This window comes from Sphingobium fuliginis (assembly GCF_004152845.1).
In the GTDB taxonomy this organism is placed as follows: Bacteria; Pseudomonadota; Alphaproteobacteria; order Sphingomonadales; family Sphingomonadaceae; genus Sphingobium; species Sphingobium fuliginis.
The window spans coordinates 282,120-300,637 of sequence record NZ_SEON01000002.1 but is presented as its reverse complement, the minus strand read 5'-3'; the positions used below and the strand labels follow the sequence as shown (position 1 = coordinate 300,637).

Annotated in this window: 9 protein-coding genes and 1 tRNA gene; 3 read left to right on the top strand and 7 right to left on the bottom strand. The window is 65.2% G+C overall.

Annotated elements, in window-relative coordinates:
* Nucleotides 1-187 precede the first annotated feature (187 nt).
* Nucleotides 188-562, top strand: coding sequence for an HIRAN domain-containing protein (locus EWH10_RS06310; RefSeq protein WP_083199066.1), 375 nt, complete (start codon nt 188-190; stop codon nt 560-562).
* Nucleotides 563-959: 397 nt separating this feature from the next.
* On the opposite strand, the gene EWH10_RS06305 is transcribed toward EWH10_RS06310, so the two are convergent.
* From EWH10_RS06305 to rpoB, 3 genes are all read right to left on the bottom strand, one after another.
* Nucleotides 960-1,033 (bottom strand) — tRNA-Gln (locus EWH10_RS06305).
* A 234-nt stretch (nt 1,034-1,267) separates the two neighbouring features.
* The gene (gene rpoC, locus EWH10_RS06300) at nt 1,268-5,524 is read right to left on the bottom strand and encodes a DNA-directed RNA polymerase subunit beta' (RefSeq protein ID WP_037482269.1); all 4,257 of its coding nucleotides are present in this window, start codon (nt 5,522-5,524) and stop codon (nt 1,268-1,270) included.
* A gap of 85 nt (nt 5,525-5,609) precedes the next feature.
* The gene (gene rpoB / locus EWH10_RS06295; protein ID WP_044661637.1) at nt 5,610-9,773 is read right to left on the bottom strand and encodes a DNA-directed RNA polymerase subunit beta; all 4,164 of its coding nucleotides are present in this window, start codon (nt 9,771-9,773) and stop codon (nt 5,610-5,612) included.
* Nucleotides 9,774-10,221: 448 nt separating this feature from the next.
* Here rpoB and EWH10_RS06290 point away from each other — a divergent pair, with 448 nt between their 5' ends.
* On the top strand, nt 10,222-12,480 hold the full coding sequence (locus EWH10_RS06290) for a TonB-dependent receptor (RefSeq protein ID WP_044661638.1): 2,259 nt from the start codon (nt 10,222-10,224) through the stop codon (nt 12,478-12,480).
* Here the strand turns inward: EWH10_RS06290 and EWH10_RS06285 are convergent.
* Complete coding sequence (locus tag EWH10_RS06285) at nt 12,460-13,662, bottom strand: MFS transporter (RefSeq protein ID WP_229742469.1); 1,203 nt, start codon at nt 13,660-13,662, stop codon at nt 12,460-12,462. The genes EWH10_RS06290 and EWH10_RS06285 overlap by 21 nt on opposite strands.
* A gap of 119 nt (nt 13,663-13,781) precedes the next feature.
* On the opposite strand from EWH10_RS06285, the gene EWH10_RS06280 reads away from it, so the two are divergent.
* Entirely contained in the window at nt 13,782-14,879 is a 1,098-nt protein-coding gene (locus EWH10_RS06280; RefSeq protein ID WP_229742467.1) for a helix-turn-helix transcriptional regulator, read from the top strand.
* Nucleotides 14,880-14,899: 20 nt separating this feature from the next.
* On the opposite strand, the gene EWH10_RS06275 is transcribed toward EWH10_RS06280, so the two are convergent.
* Genes EWH10_RS06275 through EWH10_RS06265 form a run of 3 tightly spaced genes read right to left on the bottom strand, consistent with a single transcriptional unit; the run spans nt 14,900 to nt 18,483 of the window.
* Nucleotides 14,900-16,234, bottom strand: a complete 1,335-nt coding sequence (locus EWH10_RS06275) for a cell wall hydrolase (protein ID WP_044661641.1) — start codon at nt 16,232-16,234, stop codon at nt 14,900-14,902.
* 30 nt (nt 16,235-16,264) lie between these two features.
* Complete coding sequence (gene cysK / locus EWH10_RS06270; protein WP_044661642.1) at nt 16,265-17,182, bottom strand: cysteine synthase A; 918 nt, start codon at nt 17,180-17,182, stop codon at nt 16,265-16,267.
* Entirely contained in the window at nt 17,179-18,483 is a 1,305-nt protein-coding gene (locus EWH10_RS06265; protein WP_044661643.1) for an MFS transporter, read from the bottom strand. Before EWH10_RS06265 ends, cysK begins: the two co-directional genes overlap by 4 nt.
* Nucleotides 18,484-18,518: the final 35 nt, after the last annotated feature.

Below are 18,518 nucleotides of genomic sequence, written 5' to 3'. Positions count from 1 at the left end.
GCGACCTTGGTTTATGCCCAGGCCAGCAGCAATGTCATGGTGGTAGTGACTGGCGGAGCCGCTCGAAATTATACGCAGACCAGCGGTGATCCCCTCCATCAGTGCTGCGGCTGCCGGTCGTTCCAGCTCTTAGCGTCGATTGACACAGCAGGGGAGCCGTCCGAACCTGACAGCTCGGGGGCAGATTATGAGATGGTTGAGTCGATTGTTTGGCGGCGGCAAGGATGATGTGCAGCAGCTCCGCCGAATTTACACGGTAGGCATAGTCGGAGAGAGCCACAAAAACTCGGATGGCTCATCGCGCCAATCTGAAATTCGGCGCTGTCGAGTGGGTGAGCCCGTGAAACTGGTTGCAGAGCCACACAACCCTTATGATTCTTTGGCGATCGCTGTTCTCTCCCGGCGCGGTATCTGCATAGGCTATATCAGCCGCGACCATAACGGATGGATTGGTGAAAAGCTTGCAGATCAGGCCATAGCGTCCGCGTGCATTGGCATGATTGTTGGAGGTGAACTGGGCAAGCCCTCGCGGGGGGTCTTGCTTGAACTGAAGATGTTCTGACAGCGCCCTGCTCGAAAGGACGAACCGCTAACCGCCGATCCGTTCGACGGCTCGCCATCGCAGGAAGACGTCGAGATGAAGGCAGAGGAACTCAGCACCACGGTCTACGGGGATATGGAAAGCCCCGCGCTTAGAAGGGGGTAGCGCGGGGCATCTCACCCAAGGGGAGGTGAGGACTTCCAACTACCAAATTTTGCGTGATTCGCCCATTTACCTAAGGAAATAATCCCAAAGAGTTTGGCCCCTGCCATGTTGCATCCATGTTGCATGGAGCCGCCGGGAACTCTTGGAAATCACCGGAAAACGGCGGAATTGCGCGGGTTTCCCTTGCAACATAGGATTGCGGGAGGAGGAGGGGCTTGGCACCGCGAAGTTGCTGAATTTATTGGGGAAAGTGTGGATGCCCGACAAGGATTCGAACCTTGATTGACGGAGTCAGAGTCCGCTCTCTTACCATTAGAGGATCGGGCATCAGGATGAGCCAGCGGCTCACCGGAGAGGCGCAAATAGGCGGCGATTCCGGATTGGTCAAGAGTTTTGCGACAGGCCTGCCGGACAATTTCATGCCCTGCCCGGCGCAACCATAAAAGAAAACCCGCCGGACAGGCTGTCGCTTCCGGCGGGCTCTTCATCGATCCCCGATGGGGTACGAAGGCTGGGAGCCGCTTCCCGAGATAGGAAGCGGACCCCATTATTTCAAAGCGCTTATTCCATGTCCTCGGTGGTGAAATCCTCACCCTGGACGACGGCCAGCGGATCGTCGCCAATGGCGGCTTCCGGACCCTGGCGCAGTTCGGCGGCATGCTCTTCGGCAGCCGTCTTGGGCGCGATCAGGTCGACCTGGCTGGAGGCCCGCAGCGCCGCCCGCATCGCCGCGTCACGCGACGAGGCGGCGACGCGCATGCGGTTCATGCCGGCGCCGGTGCCCGCCGGGATCAGGCGGCCGACGATGACATTCTCCTTGAGCCCGACCAGCGTGTCCTTCTTGCCCTGGACCGCCGCTTCCGTGAGGACGCGGGTGGTTTCCTGGAAGGAGGCCGCCGAGATGAAGCTGCGCGTCTGGAGCGACGCCTTGGTGATGCCGAGCAGCACCGGCTTGCCCTCTGCCGGCTGGAAGCCGGGCTGGAGCTTGGCGTTGATCTCCTCCATCTCCTCGCGGTCGACCTGCTCGCCCACCAGCAGCGTGGTGTCGCCGGACACGGTGATCTCGACCTTTTGCAGCATCTGACGAACGATCGTTTCGATGTGCTTGTCGTTGATCTTCACGCCCTGCAGTCGATAGACTTCCTGGATTTCGGCAACCAGATATTCGGCCAGCGGCTCGATGCCGAGCACTTCGAGAATATCGTGCGGGTCGGGCGAACCACCGATCAGGTTGTCGCCGCGCTTCACATAGTCGCCTTCCTGAACGTCGATCACCTTGCTCTTGGGGATGAGGTATTCGACCGGCTCGCCGCCATCCTCCGGATTGATGGCGATCTTGCGCTTCGCCTTGTAATCCTTGAGGAACTGGACGCGGCCCGACACCTTGGCAATGATGGCATTGTCCTTGGGCTTGCGGGCTTCGAACAGTTCGGCGACGCGCGGCAGACCGCCGGTGATGTCGCGGGTCTTGGCCGCTTCGCGGCTGACACGCGCCAGCACGTCACCGGCCTGCACCTGCGCGCCGTCGTCCACCGACAGGGTCGCCCCCACCGCCAGCATATAGCGTGCGGCTTCACCCGACTGGTCGTCGAGCAGGGTGAGGCGCGGACGAAGGTCTTCCTTGGTGCGGGCGGACCCACGATGCTCGGTCACGACGCGCTGCGCGATGCCGGTCGCTTCGTCGGTCTGTTCGGTCAGCGTCTTGCCGTCGATCAGGTCCTGATACTTCACGATGCCCGGCTTTTCGGTGATCACCGGCATGGTGAAGGGGTCCCACTCAGCGAAGCGATCGCCCTTCTTCACGGTGTCGCCATCCGCGAACAGGATGGTGGCGCCGTAAGGCAGGCGGTGCGTTTCGCGCTCGCGGCCCTCGCTGTCGATGATCGCGATCTCGCCATTGCGGGCGAGCGACAGGCGGCGGCCATTCTTGTCGGTGATGGTCGGCATGTCGCGCAGCTCGATCGTGCCGTCCGACATGGCTTCCAGGTTCGACGTTTCGTTGAAGTTCGCCGCGCCGCCGATGTGGAAGGTCCGCATGGTAAGCTGCGTGCCCGGCTCGCCGATGGACTGCGCCGCGATGACGCCGACCGCTTCACCGATATTGACCGGCGTACCACGGGCGAGGTCACGGCCGTAGCACTTGCCACAGACGCCCATCTTGCTTTCGCAGATCAGCGGGCTGCGGATCTTCACGGCCTGCGTGCCGATGGCCTCGATCTGCGCGACCAGCGCTTCGTCGAGCAGCGTGCCGATCGGCACGATGACCGAACCGTCCTTGCTGTCGACGATGTCCTGCGCCGTGGTGCGGCCCAGAATTCGTTCGCCGAGCGAAGCGATGACCGAGCCGCCCTGCACGATGGCCTTCATCTCCAGCGCCTTGTCGGTGCCGCAATCCTCCTCGACGACGGTGCAGTCCTGGCTGACGTCGACCAGACGGCGGGTCAGGTAACCCGAGTTCGCCGTCTTGAGCGCGGTGTCGGCCAGACCCTTGCGGGCGCCGTGGGTGGAGTTGAAATATTCAAGGACGGTGAGACCTTCCTTGAAGTTCGAGATGATCGGCGTTTCGATGATCTCACCCGACGGCTTGGCCATCAGGCCGCGCATGCCGGCAAGCTGCTTCATCTGCGCCTGCGAACCACGGGCACCGGAATGCGCCATCATGTAGATGGAGTTGATCGGCGCCATGCGGCCCGTATTCGGGTCCTTGGGCTGGGCGCGGATTTCGTCCATCATGGCGTTCGCGACCTGGTCGCCGCAACGGCTCCAGGCGTCGATCACCTTGTTGTACTTTTCCTGCTGGGTGATCAGACCGTCCTGATATTGCTGCTCATAGTCGGCCACCAGCGCCTTGGTTTCGTCGACCATCGCGGTCTTCGAATCCGGGATCACCATGTCGTCCTTGCCGAAGCTGATGCCCGCCTGGAACGCGTGGCGGAAGCCCAGCGCCATGATGGCGTCGGCGAACAGCACCGTGTCCTTCTGGCCGGTGTGGCGATAGACCTGGTCGATGACGTCCCCGATTTCCTTCTTGGTGAGAAGGCGGTTGACGACGTCGAAGGGCACCTTGTGCGACTTGGGCAGGCATTCGCCCAGCAGCATGCGGCCCGGCGTGGTCTCGAAGCGCTTCATATACTGATTGCCGGCTTCGTCGGTCTGCGGCACGCGGCTGATGATCTTCGAGTGCAGGGTGACGGCCTTGGCATAGAGGGCCTGATGGACCTCCTGCATGTCGGCCAGCAGCATGCCTTCGCCCGGCTCGCCTTCGCGTTCCATCGACAGATAATAGATGCCCAGCACCATGTCCTGCGAGGGGACGATGATCGGCTTGCCGTTCGCGGGGCTGAGGATGTTGTTGGTCGACATCATCAGCACGCGGGCTTCAAGCTGGGCTTCCAGCGACAGCGGCACGTGGACGGCCATCTGGTCGCCGTCGAAGTCGGCGTTGAAGGCCGAGCAGACCAGCGGGTGAAGCTGGATCGCCTTGCCCTCGATCAGCACGGGTTCGAACGCCTGGATGCCGAGGCGGTGGAGCGTCGGCGCGCGGTTCAGCATGACCGGGTGCTCGCGAATGACTTCGTCGAGAATGTCCCAGACTTCCTTGCGCTCCTTCTCGACCCACTTCTTGGCCTGCTTCAGGGTCATGGAGAGACCCTTGGCGTCGAGGCGGGCGTAGATGAAGGGCTTGAACAGTTCGAGCGCCATCTTCTTGGGCAGGCCGCACTGGTGCAGCTTGAGTTCCGGGCCGGTCACGATGACCGAGCGGCCCGAATAGTCGACGCGCTTGCCGAGCAGGTTCTGACGGAAGCGGCCCTGCTTGCCCTTCAGCATGTCGGACAGCGACTTCAGCGGACGCTTGTTCGCGCCGGTGATGACGCGGCCGCGGCGGCCATTGTCGAACAGGGCGTCGACGGCCTCCTGCAGCATGCGCTTTTCGTTGCGGACGATGATGTCCGGCGCGCGCAGTTCCATCAGCCGCTTCAGGCGGTTGTTGCGGTTGATGACGCGGCGATAGAGGTCGTTCAGGTCCGAGGTCGCGAAGCGGCCGCCGTCCAGGGGAACAAGCGGGCGCAGTTCCGGCGGGATGACCGGCACGACGTCCAGGATCATCCACTCCGGCCGGTTGCCCGATTCCAGGAAGGACTCGACGACCTTCAGCCGCTTGATGATCTTCTTGGGCTTCAGTTCCGACTTGGTGACGGCCAGTTCGTCCAGCAGCGCCTGCTTCTCGCCCTCAAGGTCGAGGTCCATCAGCATCTGCTTGACCGCTTCCGCGCCGATGCCGGCGGAGAAGGCGTCTTCGCCATATTCGTCCTGCGCGTCGAGCAGTTCGTCCTCGGTCAGGAGCTGATACTTCTCCAGCGGGGTCAGGCCCGGCTCGGTGACGATGTAGCTTTCGAAATACAGGACGCGCTCAAGCTGCTTGAGCTGCATGTCGAGCAGCAGGCCGATGCGCGAGGGCAGCGACTTCAGGAACCAGATGTGCGCGACGGGCGCGGCCAGTTCGATATGGCCCATCCGTTCGCGGCGGACCTTCGACACCGTGACTTCGACACCGCATTTTTCGCAGACGATGCCCTTGTACTTCATGCGCTTGTACTTGCCGCACAGGCATTCATAGTCCTTGATCGGACCGAAGATGCGGGCGCAGAACAGGCCGTCACGTTCCGGCTTGAACGTGCGGTAGTTGATGGTTTCCGGCTTCTTGATCTCGCCGAAGGACCAGCTGCGGATGCGCTCCGGAGAGGCAAGGCCGATCTGGATCTGGTCGAAGGTTTCCGGCTTCTGGATCGGATTGGCGAAGTTCGTCAGTTCGTTCATTTTTCAGTCCCTCTAGAGGGTAAATTGTTCGGGGCGGGGCAGGGAGGGAGCGCCGTCTTCGGGAGACAGCGCTCCGGAGTTCCCTTTATTCCGCCGCCTGCGCGAAGCCGTCATCGTCCTCGATCTCGTCCATCGACGCGAGTTCGACATTGAGGCCCAGCGAGCGCATTTCCTTGACCAGCACGTTGAAGCTTTCGGGAATGCCGGCCTCGAACGTGTCGTCGCCCTTGACGATCGCCTCATAGACCTTGGTGCGGCCGACCACGTCGTCCGACTTCACCGTCAGCATTTCCTGCAGCGTGTAGGCGGCGCCATAGGCCTGGAGCGCCCACACCTCCATCTCACCGAAGCGCTGGCCGCCGAACTGCGCCTTGCCGCCCAGCGGCTGCTGAGTGACGAGGCTGTAGGGGCCGATGGAGCGTGCGTGGATCTTGTCGTCGACCAGGTGGTGCAGCTTCAGCATGTAGATGATGCCGACAGTCACCTTGCGGTCGAACTTGTCGCCCGTGCGACCATCGAACAGGTCCGACTGCCCCGACGAGTGCAGGCCCGCCAGTTCCAGCATCGCCGACACGTCCGCTTCGCGGGCTCCGTCGAACACCGGGGTCGCCATCGGCACGCCGCGTGCGAGATGTTCGGCCAGGTCCACGATCTGGTCGGCCGTGCGGCCTTCGATCTGGTCGGCATATTGCGGCCCATAGGTTTCGAGCAGGCGGGTCTTCACCGCATCCGGCATCTCACCGCCCTGCGCGTTCGGGTTGGCTTCGCGCCATTCCTCCAGCGCATGCTTGAGCTGCTGGCCCAGGCCGCGCGCGGCCCAGCCGAGGTGCGTTTCGAAGATCTGCCCGACGTTCATGCGCGACGGCACGCCCAGCGGGTTCAGCACGATGTCGACATGGGTGCCGTCCTCCAGGAACGGCATGTCCTCGATCGGCAGGATGCGCGAGATGACGCCCTTGTTGCCGTGACGGCCGGCCATCTTGTCGCCCGGCTGCAGCTTGCGCTTCACCGCGACGAAGACCTTCACCATCTTGAGCACGCCCGGGGGCAGTTCGTCGCCGCGCTGCAGCTTGTCGACGCGGTCCTCGAACTTCTCGACGATCAGCTTCACCGCTTCGTCATATTGCGCCTTGACGGCTTCGATGCCGGCCTGGCGGGCGTCGTCCGCAACGGCGAACTTCCACCATTCATGACGCTCGACCTCAGCCAGCAGGGCTTCGTCGATTTCCACGCCCTTGCGCACGCCCTTGGGAGCGGCCGTGGCGGTCTGGCCCAGCAGCATTTCCTGGAGGCGGTTGAAGGTCGCGCGGTTCAGGATGGCGCGTTCGTCCTCGCGGTCCTTGGCGAGGCGGTCGATTTCCTCCCGCTCGATTGCCATGGCGCGCTCATCCTTGTCGATGCCGTGGCGGTTGAAGACGCGGACTTCCACGACCGTGCCGGCCACGCCCGGCGGCAGACGCAGCGAGGTGTCGCGCACGTCGCTCGCCTTTTCACCGAAGATGGCGCGGAGCAGCTTTTCTTCCGGGGTCATCGGCGATTCGCCCTTGGGGGTGATCTTGCCGACCAGGATGTCGCCCGGCTCCACTTCGGCGCCGATATAGACGATGCCCGCCTCGTCGAGGTTGCGCAGCGCTTCCTCGCCGACGTTCGGAATGTCGCGGGTGATGTCTTCCGGACCCAGCTTGGTGTCGCGGGCCATGACCTCGAACTCCTCGATATGGATCGAGGTGAAGACGTCATCCTTCACGATCCGCTCGGAGATCAGGATGGAGTCCTCGTAGTTGTAGCCGTTCCAGGGCATGAACGCGACCAGCGTGTTGCGGCCCAGCGCCAGCTCGCCGAACTCGGTCGACGGGCCGTCCGCGATGACGTCGCCGGCTTCGATCAGGTCGCCCACCTTCACCAGCGGGCGCTGGTTGATGCAGGTGTCCTGGTTGGAGCGCTGGAACTTCTGCAGCGTGTAGATGTCGACGCCCGACTGGCCGGGTTCGATGTCGCCGGTGGCGCGGATCACGATGCGGGTCGCGTCGACCTGATCGATGATGCCCGCGCGACGCGCCGCGATGGCGGCGCCCGAGTCACGCGCAACCGTGCCTTCCATGCCGGTGCCGACGAACGGCGCCTCGGCACGGACCAGCGGCACGGCCTGACGCTGCATGTTCGATCCCATGAGCGCGCGGTTGGCGTCGTCATTTTCCAGGAACGGGATGAGCGAGGCCGCGACCGACACCAGCTGCTTGGGGCTGACGTCCATCAGGGTGATGTGGTCCTTGGGCGCCATCAGGAATTCGCCCGCTTCACGCGCCGAGATCAGGTCTTCGGCCAGCGTGCCCTCTTCGGTCAGCTCGGCGTTGGCCTGCGCGATCGTGTGCTTGGCTTCTTCCATCGCCGACAGATAGACGACCTCGTTCGTTACCTTGCCGTCGATCACCTTGCGGTAGGGCGTTTCGATGAAGCCGTATTTGTTCACGCGGCTGAAGGTCGCGAGGCTGTTGATCAGGCCGATGTTCGGGCCTTCCGGCGTTTCGATCGGGCAGATGCGGCCATAATGGGTCGGGTGAACGTCGCGGACTTCGAAGCCGGCGCGCTCGCGGGTCAGGCCGCCCGGCCCAAGCGCCGACACGCGGCGCTTGTGGGTGACTTCCGACAGCGGGTTGGTCTGGTCCATGAACTGCGAAAGCTGCGAGGAGCCGAAGAACTCACGCACGGCGGCCACGGCGGGCTTGGCGTTGATGAGGTCGTTCGGCATCACGGTCGACACGTCGACGCTCGACATGCGTTCCTTGACGGCGCGCTCCATGCGGAGAAGCCCGACGCGATACTGGTTTTCCAGCAGTTCGCCCACCGAGCGGACGCGGCGGTTGCCGAGATTGTCGATGTCGTCGATCTCGCCCTTGCCGTCCTTCAGGTTCACCAGTTCCTTGACGACCGCAAGGATGTCCTCGGTCCGCAGGGTGGTGACGGTATCCTCGGCGTCGAGGTCGAGGCGCATGTTGAGCTTGACGCGGCCCACGGCCGACAGGTCGTAGCGTTCCGGATCGAAGAAGAGGCCGGCGAAGAGGGCTTCGGCGGTTTCCTTCGTCGGCGGTTCGCCGGGGCGCATCACGCGATAGATGTCGGCCAGCGCCTGGTCCCGCTCCTCGGCCTTGTCGGCCTTCAGCGTGTTGCGGATCCACGGGCCGGTGGTGACATGGTCGATGTCGAGCAGTTCGAGGCGGTCGATGCCCGCCTTGTCCAGCTTCTCCAGATTTTCCGGCGATACTTCGTCCCCGGCCTCGATGTAGATTTCGCCGGTCGACTCGTTGATGAGGTCATAGGCGCTGTAGCGGCCATAGACTTCCTCGGTCGGGATCAGAAGGGTTTCAAGGCCGTCCTTCTCCGCCTTGTTGGCGGCGCGGGGCGAAATCTTGTGACCGGCGGCGAACACCACCTCGCCCGACTTGGCGTCGACGATGTCGAAGGCGGGCTTCTGGCCGCGCCAGGCTTCGGCGGTGTAGGGAATCTGCCAGCCGCCTTCGCCGCGCAGGAAGGTCACCTTGTTGTAGAAATAGCCCAGAATGTCCTCGGCATTGAGGCCGAGCGCATAGAGCAACGCCGTGACCGGCAGCTTGCGCTTGCGGTCGATGCGGACGTTGACGATGTCCTTGGCGTCGAATTCGAAGTCGAGCCACGAACCGCGATAGGGGATCACGCGGGCGGCGAACAGATATTTGCCCGAAGAGTGGGTCTTGCCCCGGTCATGGTCGAACAGGACGCCCGGCGAGCGGTGCATCTGCGACACGATGACGCGCTCCGTGCCGTTGACGATGAAGGTGCCGTTCTGCGTCATGAGCGGCATGTCGCCCATGTAAACGTCCTGCTCCTTGATGTCCAAAACGGAGCGGGTTTCGGTGTCGGCATCCACCTCGAACACGATCAGGCGCAGCGTGACGCGCATCGGCGCCGCATAGGTGATGCCGCGCTGACGGCATTCCTCGACGTCATATTTCGGGTCTTCCAGCTCGTAATGGACGAAGTCCATTTCGGCGGTGCCGGCGAAATCGCGGATCGGGAAGACCGAGCGCAGGGTCTTTTCCAGGCCGGAGACATAGCCGATCGACGGATCGGAACGGAGGAACTGCTCATAGCTCTCCCGCTGGACTTCGATCAGGTTCGGCATCTGCACCACTTCGTGGATGTCGCCGAATACCTTTCTGATGCGCTTCTTCGCGCCGGTATTGCTGATCGTGGGGAGAGCTTTGGTCGCCATTGCGTATCCTGCCTGGTTGTTCGTCGCATTTTTTCGCATCGCAGCGAAAATTCAGCCTGGCCTGTCGGTTTCAGGGGTGATTCGCCCCTCCACCGCCACGCAAAAAAGTGCGGGCCGGGACTGTCCGATCCGCACTGTCAGCGTCTTGTGACCCGCCGTTTTCGCCCAATCCCGCCGGTCCCGTGCGCTAAACGAAGCCGGTCCCCGGGCGATCCGGGGGACGGTTCCCGCACGCCCGAGGGCAGTGCAAGAGCCGGATTTGAAAGACCCATATAGGCTCTATGCCCGCTCTTGTGAAGGGGGCAGGTCTGTTGATTCTGGCTGGTTGCCGCGTCAGGTCGTTGCTGTAGAGAGATGGGATGGCTTTTGCCGGGATTCAACCTCTTCTGCCGTCTGCTCGTCTGTCGTGAAGCCATGGGCGCGTCTGTGTTGCGCTTTCGCACTGGCCATGGCGGCGCCTGCCTATGGGCAGGAGGACGATGAAGCCGGGGAACCTTCCGCCGGCGAGCATGCCGTCTTCGTCACCGCCCGTCGCGTGGCCGAAGCGCAGGAGAGGGTGCCGATCAGTCTTGACCGCCTTGATGCGGCCGATCTGGAACGGCGCGGTATTGCCAGGCTGGCCGATCTGGCTGGCGTCGTGCCTAATCTCACCATGCCGACCATAGGTGCCTTTGGTGCGCAGCAGCCGATCATGCGCGGCGTCTTTTCTCCCATCGGCGCATCCACGATTGGCCTCTATGTCGATGACGTGCCTATTCAGATCCGGTCGCTGGAGGTGGCGGGCAATCCCGACCTGCGCCGTTTCGACCTCGACCGCGTCGAGGTGCTGCGCGGGCCGCAGGGCACGCTGTTCGGCGCGGATTCCATGGGCGGCACCATCCGCACCCTGACCCGGCAGCCTCAACTGGAAGGCTTGGATGGGCAGGCCAGCGGCGAGTTTGCGTTGGTCGGGAGAGGGGGATTCAGCCGCGAAATGCAGGCGGCCCTGGGCGGCGCCATATTGCCCGGCCAGATCGGCATGCGCGTCAGCGCTTATTATCGCCGCGATGCCGGCGTTATCGACCGGTTCGGCCCTGTTTCCGGCGGGCTGTTGACGAAGAATATCGATCACGACGCGGCGCTGGGTCTGCGCTTCGCGTTGAAGGCGGCTCTTGGCGAGCGCCTGGAGTTGACGCCGTCGCTTTTCTTCCAGAGGGCGAAGCGGGGCGACCTGCCCTTTTACGAAAGCAGCCTGGGTCTCTTCCGTCAGACCGCCAGCCTCCGCCAGCCGGGCCATGATCGTTTCCTTTTGCCCGGCCTCACTGCGCGGCTGGACCTGGGCGGCGCCGTGCTCACCGGCGTCACCGCCTGGTTGGACCGCCGCAACCGCCAGATAGTGGATTATTCGGGATATTTCGGAGAGATCATATTGGGTGGCATGGTCCCGGGAATCCGTACGCCCGGCGGCAGCTATAGCCGGACGACGGTCGATCAAACGGTTTTCACGCAGGAGTTGCGCATTGCATCCGCCGATCCTCGTGCGTCCGTCCGCTGGCTCGTCGGCGGCTTCTACAGCCGATCGCGGATCGCCATGGAACAGCATGTGGTCGAGCCTGGGATCGCCGATCTCGCGCAGTCGCAACTGGGCCTGTCGATCGAGGAGATTTTCGGCCTGCCGTTGCTGCCCGGCGGGCTGAGCTATCAAAGCCGGCAGCAAATTCGCGAGCGCACGCTGGCGGTTTTCGGGCAGGCAAACTGGACCTTCGCGCCCCGTTGGGAAGTGACGGGAGGCCTGCGTCTGTCCTATAATCCATTGCGCTTCCGCTTGATGTCGGAGGGGCCTTTTGCGGGCGGCAGCAACGCGGTCGGGCCCCGGGGACAAAGCGATACGCCCCTCATTCCCTATGCCGGGCTGTCCTGGCGACCGGGGGGCGACAGTCTTGTCTATCTGAGCGCCGGCAAGGGTTTTCGCGGCGGGGGGACCAATGGAGCGGTGCCGGCGAACAGTTGCGCGGCCGATCTTTCGGCGCTGGGCCGCGCTGCCGCACCGGACAGCTATGGCTCCGACTCGCTCTGGAGTTATGAGGTGGGCGTAAAGGCGGGATTGCCCGCTCGGCGGCTTCACTTGTCGTTGGCCGCTTTCCGCATCGACTGGCGACGCATACAGCAGTCCGTCACCTTGCCCAATTGCGGCTTTTCCTATGTCGACAACCTGGGGGCGGCTCGCAATCAGGGTGTCGAGCTGGCGTTACGGAGCGAGCCGCTGCGGCGGCTGGTGCTGGATTTCTCGTTCGGCTTCGTGGATGCGCGTTTCCGCCGCGATGTTGGGCTTCCAGGCTCGACTATCGTCGCGGCGGGCGACCGGATACCCTATGTACCGCGATGGTCGGGGACGCTGGCGGCGGAATATGGCTTTACGCTGCCGGGGCGGCTGGACGGTTTCGTGCGGACCGAATGGCGGCAGGCAGGGCGCTATCGCCGCGCACCTTCGACCCGGTCGGTGGCCTATGATCCGCGTGTCTATTCGGGCGAGGGAAGCGAACTGCTGTTCCTGCGCATGGGGCTTGGCCGCGATGGCTGGCAGTTGTCCGCCTTTGCCGACAATCTGCTGAACAGCCGCGCGCTGCTCTACCGCAATGCGGAGCTAGTGCCGGTAACCGGATCGCCGCTGCGCGAAATGGCGCAACGGCCGCGCACTGTCGGTCTGTCAGCCAGCTTCGGCCTGTGACGAACGAACCGATGCGATAAGCGGCGCGGCGGCCAGCGCGAGTGCCGCATAGACCGAGACGGGCAAGCCGTAACCGCCGCCCGCCGCGCGCATCTGGTCTGTCCAGAGCGGCGCCAGCGCGCCAACCAGGCTGATGATCGCGGTGTTGAGGCCGAGCAGCCGGGGGAACACCTCCGCCTCCACCGCGTCGGCCAGCAGCATCGATCCCGACTGGCCCGGCAGCGCGCTCGCAACGCCCCAGAGCAGGACGAACAGCCAGACCCCGGCCATGTCCATCATGCGGACGCCCAGCAGCGCCATGGTCCCCGCGGCCAGCAGCAGCGCCGTCGCGGTCAGGCTGTGCCGCGCGCCGAGCCGGTCGGCCAGCATGCCGCCCATCAACAGGGCGGGCAGGCCGAGCAGATTGGCGCTGCTATAGGCGAGGACCGCCGTGGATTGGCTCAGGCCCTCCGCCATCAGGCTGTCCACCGCCGCGAACAGCACGCCGTTGATCGCGAGCTGCAACAGGGTCATGGCCAGCACGATCCGGAGGAAATTCCCCGTCCGGATGGCTGCCGGGAGCGCGGTCCGCTCCACCGGCATCGGCCCGGCATCCGTCCGGTCCCCGGGGACGAGCAGCACCAGCAGGGGGCAGGCCAGCACGATCGCCGCCGAGCAGAACAGCATGGCCATGCGCCAGGTCCAGAAGGTCATGGCCGCCGCGACAAATGGCGGTACGACGGCGCCCGCGACGACGGCGGCGCCCAGAAAGACCGCAAGCGCCAGGCCTCGCCGCGCCACATGATGCCGCGTGATGACGGCGATGCCGGGCACGATGGTCGATGCGCCCGCGCCGAAGCCCGACAGCGCCATGCCCGCCATCAAGGCCGTTCGCTGCTGCGCGATGGCGGCGAGCGCGAAGCCGGCCGCACTGAGCAGAACGCCGATCAGCAGCACCGGCCGGACGCCGGCTTTTCCCATGGACGAGCCGACCGCCAGGCTGGCAAGGCTCATCGCCAGCAGGAACGCGGTGGCGCCGCCGCCCGCCTGCCCCCCGAAATCGGCCGCGATCCCGGGCAGGAGCACGCCCAGCGACATCAGCGTGCACCCCTGGACCAGCAGCGTCATGGCCGACAGGGCGAGGACCGGAAGCCAGGCCCCGTCTGCGGAAAAGCGGGGGAGGAGGAGCAAGGGACGCGGCACGACGGCAGCTTTATCCGTTTTTCCAGCAATTTGAATGGATCGGTGTCCGATTTGTGCAATGCGGCAGGGCGCAATTGCGTATATTCCGCATGGGGACGTGGAGAGATCGGGGCAAAGCTGTGATCCGGACGGAGGATATTTACGACGCGGCGACCGACGACGGCGCGTTCGACCGGCTGGCTTCGACGCTGGCCGACGCGGTCGGCGCGCGCTCGGGCGTTCTGCATTGGGGCCGCACGCCCCAGCATGTCGCGGAAATCTCCTACTCCGGCTATTTCACCGATGCGCAAATGGCGCTTTACGACGAGGAGTTTCAGGACGACGACATTTGGGGCGTTGCGCTGGACCGGGCAGAGGCGGTCAATCGCGTCTGGAATGTCGAAGCGCTCGTACCGACCCATGCCTATGAAGGCAGCCGCATCTACAATGAGTGGATCAAGGGCATGGGCGACGATACTTTCCGTTGCCTGGGCGGCGTGATCCGGAAGGACGGGACGACCGGCCATATCGGCCTGCATCGGGGCCGCGCGCAAAAGCCGTTCAACGAGGACGAAGTGCGGGCGATGCAGGACAGCATCGATCATATCGGCCGCATGTTCGCGATCCGCAGCAAGCTGGACCGCGCCAACCATTATGGCCGTTCGCTGCACGCCACGCTCGACATGGTGGGCCATGCCGTCTTCACCCTGCGCGCCAACGGCGCGCTGATCGACTGCAACCGGATGGCGGACGCGCTGCTGCGCCGGGGTGATGCGCTGAGCTTGCGTCAGCGGCAGTTGAAGGCGCGCGATCCCCGCGACGACGAAGCGTTGCAGGCCGCCTTCAGGGCCGCGACGGCCCGGCAGGGTGGACAGGCGAGCGCGATCTTCGTCCATCGCGAACGGGGCGCGCCCTATGTGCTGTCGATCGCCGCGGTGCGGGTCGGCATGGAGCGGCAGATCGTCGCGATCGCCACCGATCCCGCGGACCGGGACCAGAGCCTCGCCAGCCGCATCCGATCGCTTTACGGCCTCACCAGGGCGGAGGCGGAGGTGGCCGAAGCGCTTTGCCAGGGACGGGGCCTGGAAGACCTGTCGCAGGAACGCGGCGTGGCGCTCAACACCGTGCGGACGCAGATCAAGAATATCTATGTGAAGCTGGATTGCAGCCGCCAGTCCGAACTGGTCGCCCGCATCGGCGCGCTGCCGCGCCTGAGCGGGTTCGAGGACATGGAATAGCAGGCGAGGCGGAGCGCCCTTCAGGGTTGGGCGGGCGCCGTCACGGCCGGCGACGGCGGCGCGATCTTCACCACTTCGAAGCGTTCCTTGCGGCGCACGCCCGCCAGTTCCGGCGCGGCGGCGGGCGGCGGCGGGGCTGCCGCCCTGGGGTTCCGCTGGAGCATGCATTCATCCTTGTTGCCGCGCGGCGTCTGGAAGCAGTTCCAGAGCGAGCGCTGCAATCCCGTGGCGCTGTTGTGGATATAGGCGAAGGCCATGCTTTCCATCTGGTCGCCCGACAGAGGCAGGCCGCCCGGCGCGGTTCCCGCTCGCCAGGCCATGATCCGGCATTCCGGGCGCCCGGCGCAGAAGGTCTGGGCCATGGTCGGCCAACTGTCGGGGGAGATGGCGCGCCCCAGTTCGACCAGGAAACTCCTGGCCCCCGGCGCGATGGCGATGAGCCGGACGCCGGCCATCGTCCGGCCCAGCGAATCCGCCCCTATCGCCTGCTGCGGCCGGGCGGCGAGGTCGGCCAGCGTGCCGCCGGTCAGGGCAGGCGGGGACAGACCGGCGGGCGCATCCGGATCGCCCTGGTGCGCGGCGGACAGGCGCGCGATGCGCTGCACCAGCGGCTCGCCGCTTTCGCCCGCGCGGCGGAAGGCGGGGGGCGTGCCCCACCAGCCCCGCCAGCGAAAGAAGAGATGGGTGCCCACGGACGTGATCTTGTCCAGGCTGCCGCTCCAATAGGGCACGACCCAATCGGTATGATAATGGGTGGCGTAGCCGACCGGCTTGTACACCTTGCCCGCCAGGGCCGCCCGCGCGATGTCCCGCGCCCTTTCCCAGGCCGCCTGTGTCGGCGTGCGGGCGAGCGCGCCGTCGCAGGTGAAGGTGAACTGGCACCCCGTCGCCCGTTCCTGCCCCTGGAAGACGACGCCGCAGACCGTCTTGGGAAAGGCGGGATGCCGCACGCGGTTCAGCACCACCTGCGCGACGGCCCGCTCGCCCACGGCATCGTCGCCCGCCTCGTAAAGCTGCGCGGCGGCCAGGCAGTCCGTGGCGCGGGCGAGGTCGATGGGCGATCCTGAGAAGAGGAATGGCCGCGCCGCCGGATTGGGCAGGCGGGAGAAGGGAATGGCGGCGTTGAAGGCCCGCGCCTGATCGCGCTCCAGCGCATAGACCTCCACCGGCGCGACTGCCGGCGGCGGCGTGGCGGGGCGCGTGAGCCGGGCGGCGGCGACGGCTTCCGGGCGCGGCCTGCCGGGAGGCACCCGCGCCTCCCAGGCGGAAACCATAGCGGGCAGGCCGACGAACAGCACGAGCCAGAGCAGCCACATCGAACGATGCGGCTGGCTGGTGGGGTTTGCGTCGGTCATGCCCGTTCCGGCTCTAGCCTGTGTCTGGCCTTATTCGGGCAGGAAGTCGGGCACCGACAGATAGCGTTCGCCGGTGTCATAGTTGAAGCCCAGAACGCGGCTGCCCGCCGGGAGTTCCGGCAGCTTCTGATGGATGGCGGCCAGCGTCGCGCCGGAGGAGATGCCGACCAGCACGCCTTCCTCCCGCGCGGCGCGGCGGGCAAATTCCTTGGCGTCGGCCGGATCGACCTGGATCACGCCGTCCAGCAACTGGGTGTGGAGGTTGGCGGGGATGAAGCCCGCGCCGATCCCCTGGATCGGGTGAGGACCGGGCTGGCCGCCGCTGATGACATGGGACAGGGTCGGTTCGACCGCATAGACCTTCAGATGGGGCCAGAGCTGCTTGAGCACCTGCGCGACGCCGGTGATGTGGCCGCCGGTGCCGACGCCGGTAATCAGCGCGTCAAGCGGCGAGTCGGCAAAATCCGTGGCGATTTCCTGCGCCGTGGTGCGGACATGCACGTCGATATTGGCGGGGTTCTCGAACTGTTGCGGCATCCAGGAACCGGGGGTCTGCTCGACCAGTTCCAGCGCACGCTCGATCGCGCCCTTCATGCCCTTTTCGCGCGGCGTCAGGTCGAAGCTGGCGCCATAGGCCAGCATCAGCCGGCGGCGTTCCAGGCTCATGCTCTCGGGCATGACCAGGATCAGCCTGTAGCCCTTGACCGCCGCGACCATGGCCAGGCCGACGCCGGTATTGCCGGATGTCGGTTCGATGATGGTGCCGCCGGGCTTGAGATCGCCCGACGCCTCCGCCGCCTCGATCATCGACAGGGCGATTCGGTCCTTGATCGACCCGCCGGGGTTGGACCGTTCGGACTTGATCCACACCTCCGCATCACCGAACAGCCGGTTGACGCGGATATGCGGCGTGTTGCCGATGGTTTCCAAGATACTGGATGCCTTCATTGCACTTTCTCCTGCGTGGGCTCGGCCGCCCTTGTTTCGGGTGGGTCGAAGGTACGGGCAAGGCGGAGTTCTGGAAAGAGCTTCGCCCAGATAAGGGTTATCACGATGGCGCCGATCCCGCCGCCGATCACCGCCGCGACCGGCCCGACCAGCGCGGCGAGGAAGCCGGACTCCGCCTCGCCCAGTTCGTTGGAGGCGGAAATGGTGAGCTGCGACAGGCTGGATACGCGGCCGCGCATCTCGTCGGGGGTGTGAAGCTGGATCAGCGACTGGCGGACATAGACGGACACCATGTCGGCCGATCCCAGCAGGATCAGCGCGCCGATGCCGACTTCCGGCGCGATGGCGCGGGGCAGGAAGGCGGTCGAGCCGAAGACGATCGTGGCGATGCCGAAGAGGATGACGGCGCCCAGCATCTTGAGTCCGACTTCCGTCTTCATCGGCCGGAAGGAGAAGAAAAGGGCCGTGACCCCCGCGCCGATGCCGGGGGAAGCGGCGAGATGGCCGAGGCCGGCCGAACCCACATGCAATATGTCGCGGGCATAGACCGGGAGCAGCGCCGTCGCGCCCGCCAGCAGCACCGCGAACAGGTCGAGCGTGATGGTCGCCAGAACCAGCCGGTTGGTGCGGACATAGGTGAGGCCGTCGATCATCTGGCGCACCGGGTGCCGGCTGGTGTCGCGCGGCGGCTGAGGCACCGGGCCGATCAGCATCATGCAGAGCAGGGCGACCGTAAACAGCCCCGACGCCAGCGCATAGGCCCCCCAAGGCTGCATCGCATAGGCATAGCCGCCCAGCGCCGGGCCCGCGATCATGCCCGCCTGCCACACGACGCTGGAAATGGCGATCGCGTTGGGCAGCAGTTCGCGCGGGACCAGATTGGGGGCGAGCGCGCTATAGGCCGGGCCATTGAATGCACGCGCGACGCCGACCAGGGCGGCGATGCCGAAGATCAGCGGCAGGCTGACCCAGCCCTCATAGGTGGCGAAGGCGAGGACGGCCGACGCCAGCACCAGCAGCAGCAGGGTGAAACGGGTGATCAGGCGCCGGTCGAAATGGTCGGCCACCCATCCCGTCACGGGCGTCAGGAAGAAGAGGGGCAGGAACTGCGCCAGCCCGATCAGGCCGAGCTGGGCCGAGGCGGCGGCGGTGCTCATCGTTTCGCGGGCGACATTATAGGCCTGCCAGCCCAATATGATCATCATGCTATATTGCGCCAGAACCGTCGCCAGCCGCCCCAGCAGATAGGCCCGGAAATTGCCGAAGCGCAGGGGATGGGCGGGAACCGGGGGGCTAAGCATGCGCCCTCCTTAGCGCCTGCACAATGATCCTCGCA

Bases quoted from the DNA above. Each gene is read 5' to 3' on its own strand.
- EWH10_RS06310 (WP_083199066.1), top strand. From the start codon at position 188: ATGAGATGGTTGAGTCGATTGTTTGGCGGCGGCAAGGATGATGTGCAG.
- rpoC (WP_037482269.1), bottom strand. From the start codon at position 5,524: ATGAACGAACTGACGAACTTCGCCAATCCGATCCAGAAGCCGGAAACC.
- rpoB (WP_044661637.1), bottom strand. From the start codon at position 9,773: ATGGCGACCAAAGCTCTCCCCACGATCAGCAATACCGGCGCGAAGAAG.
- EWH10_RS06290 (WP_044661638.1), top strand. From the start codon at position 10,222: ATGGCGGCGCCTGCCTATGGGCAGGAGGACGATGAAGCCGGGGAACCT.
- EWH10_RS06275 (WP_044661641.1), bottom strand. From the start codon at position 16,234: ATGACCGACGCAAACCCCACCAGCCAGCCGCATCGTTCGATGTGGCTG.
- cysK (WP_044661642.1), bottom strand. From the start codon at position 17,182: ATGAAGGCATCCAGTATCTTGGAAACCATCGGCAACACGCCGCATATC.
- EWH10_RS06265 (WP_044661643.1), bottom strand. From the start codon at position 18,483: ATGCTTAGCCCCCCGGTTCCCGCCCATCCCCTGCGCTTCGGCAATTTC.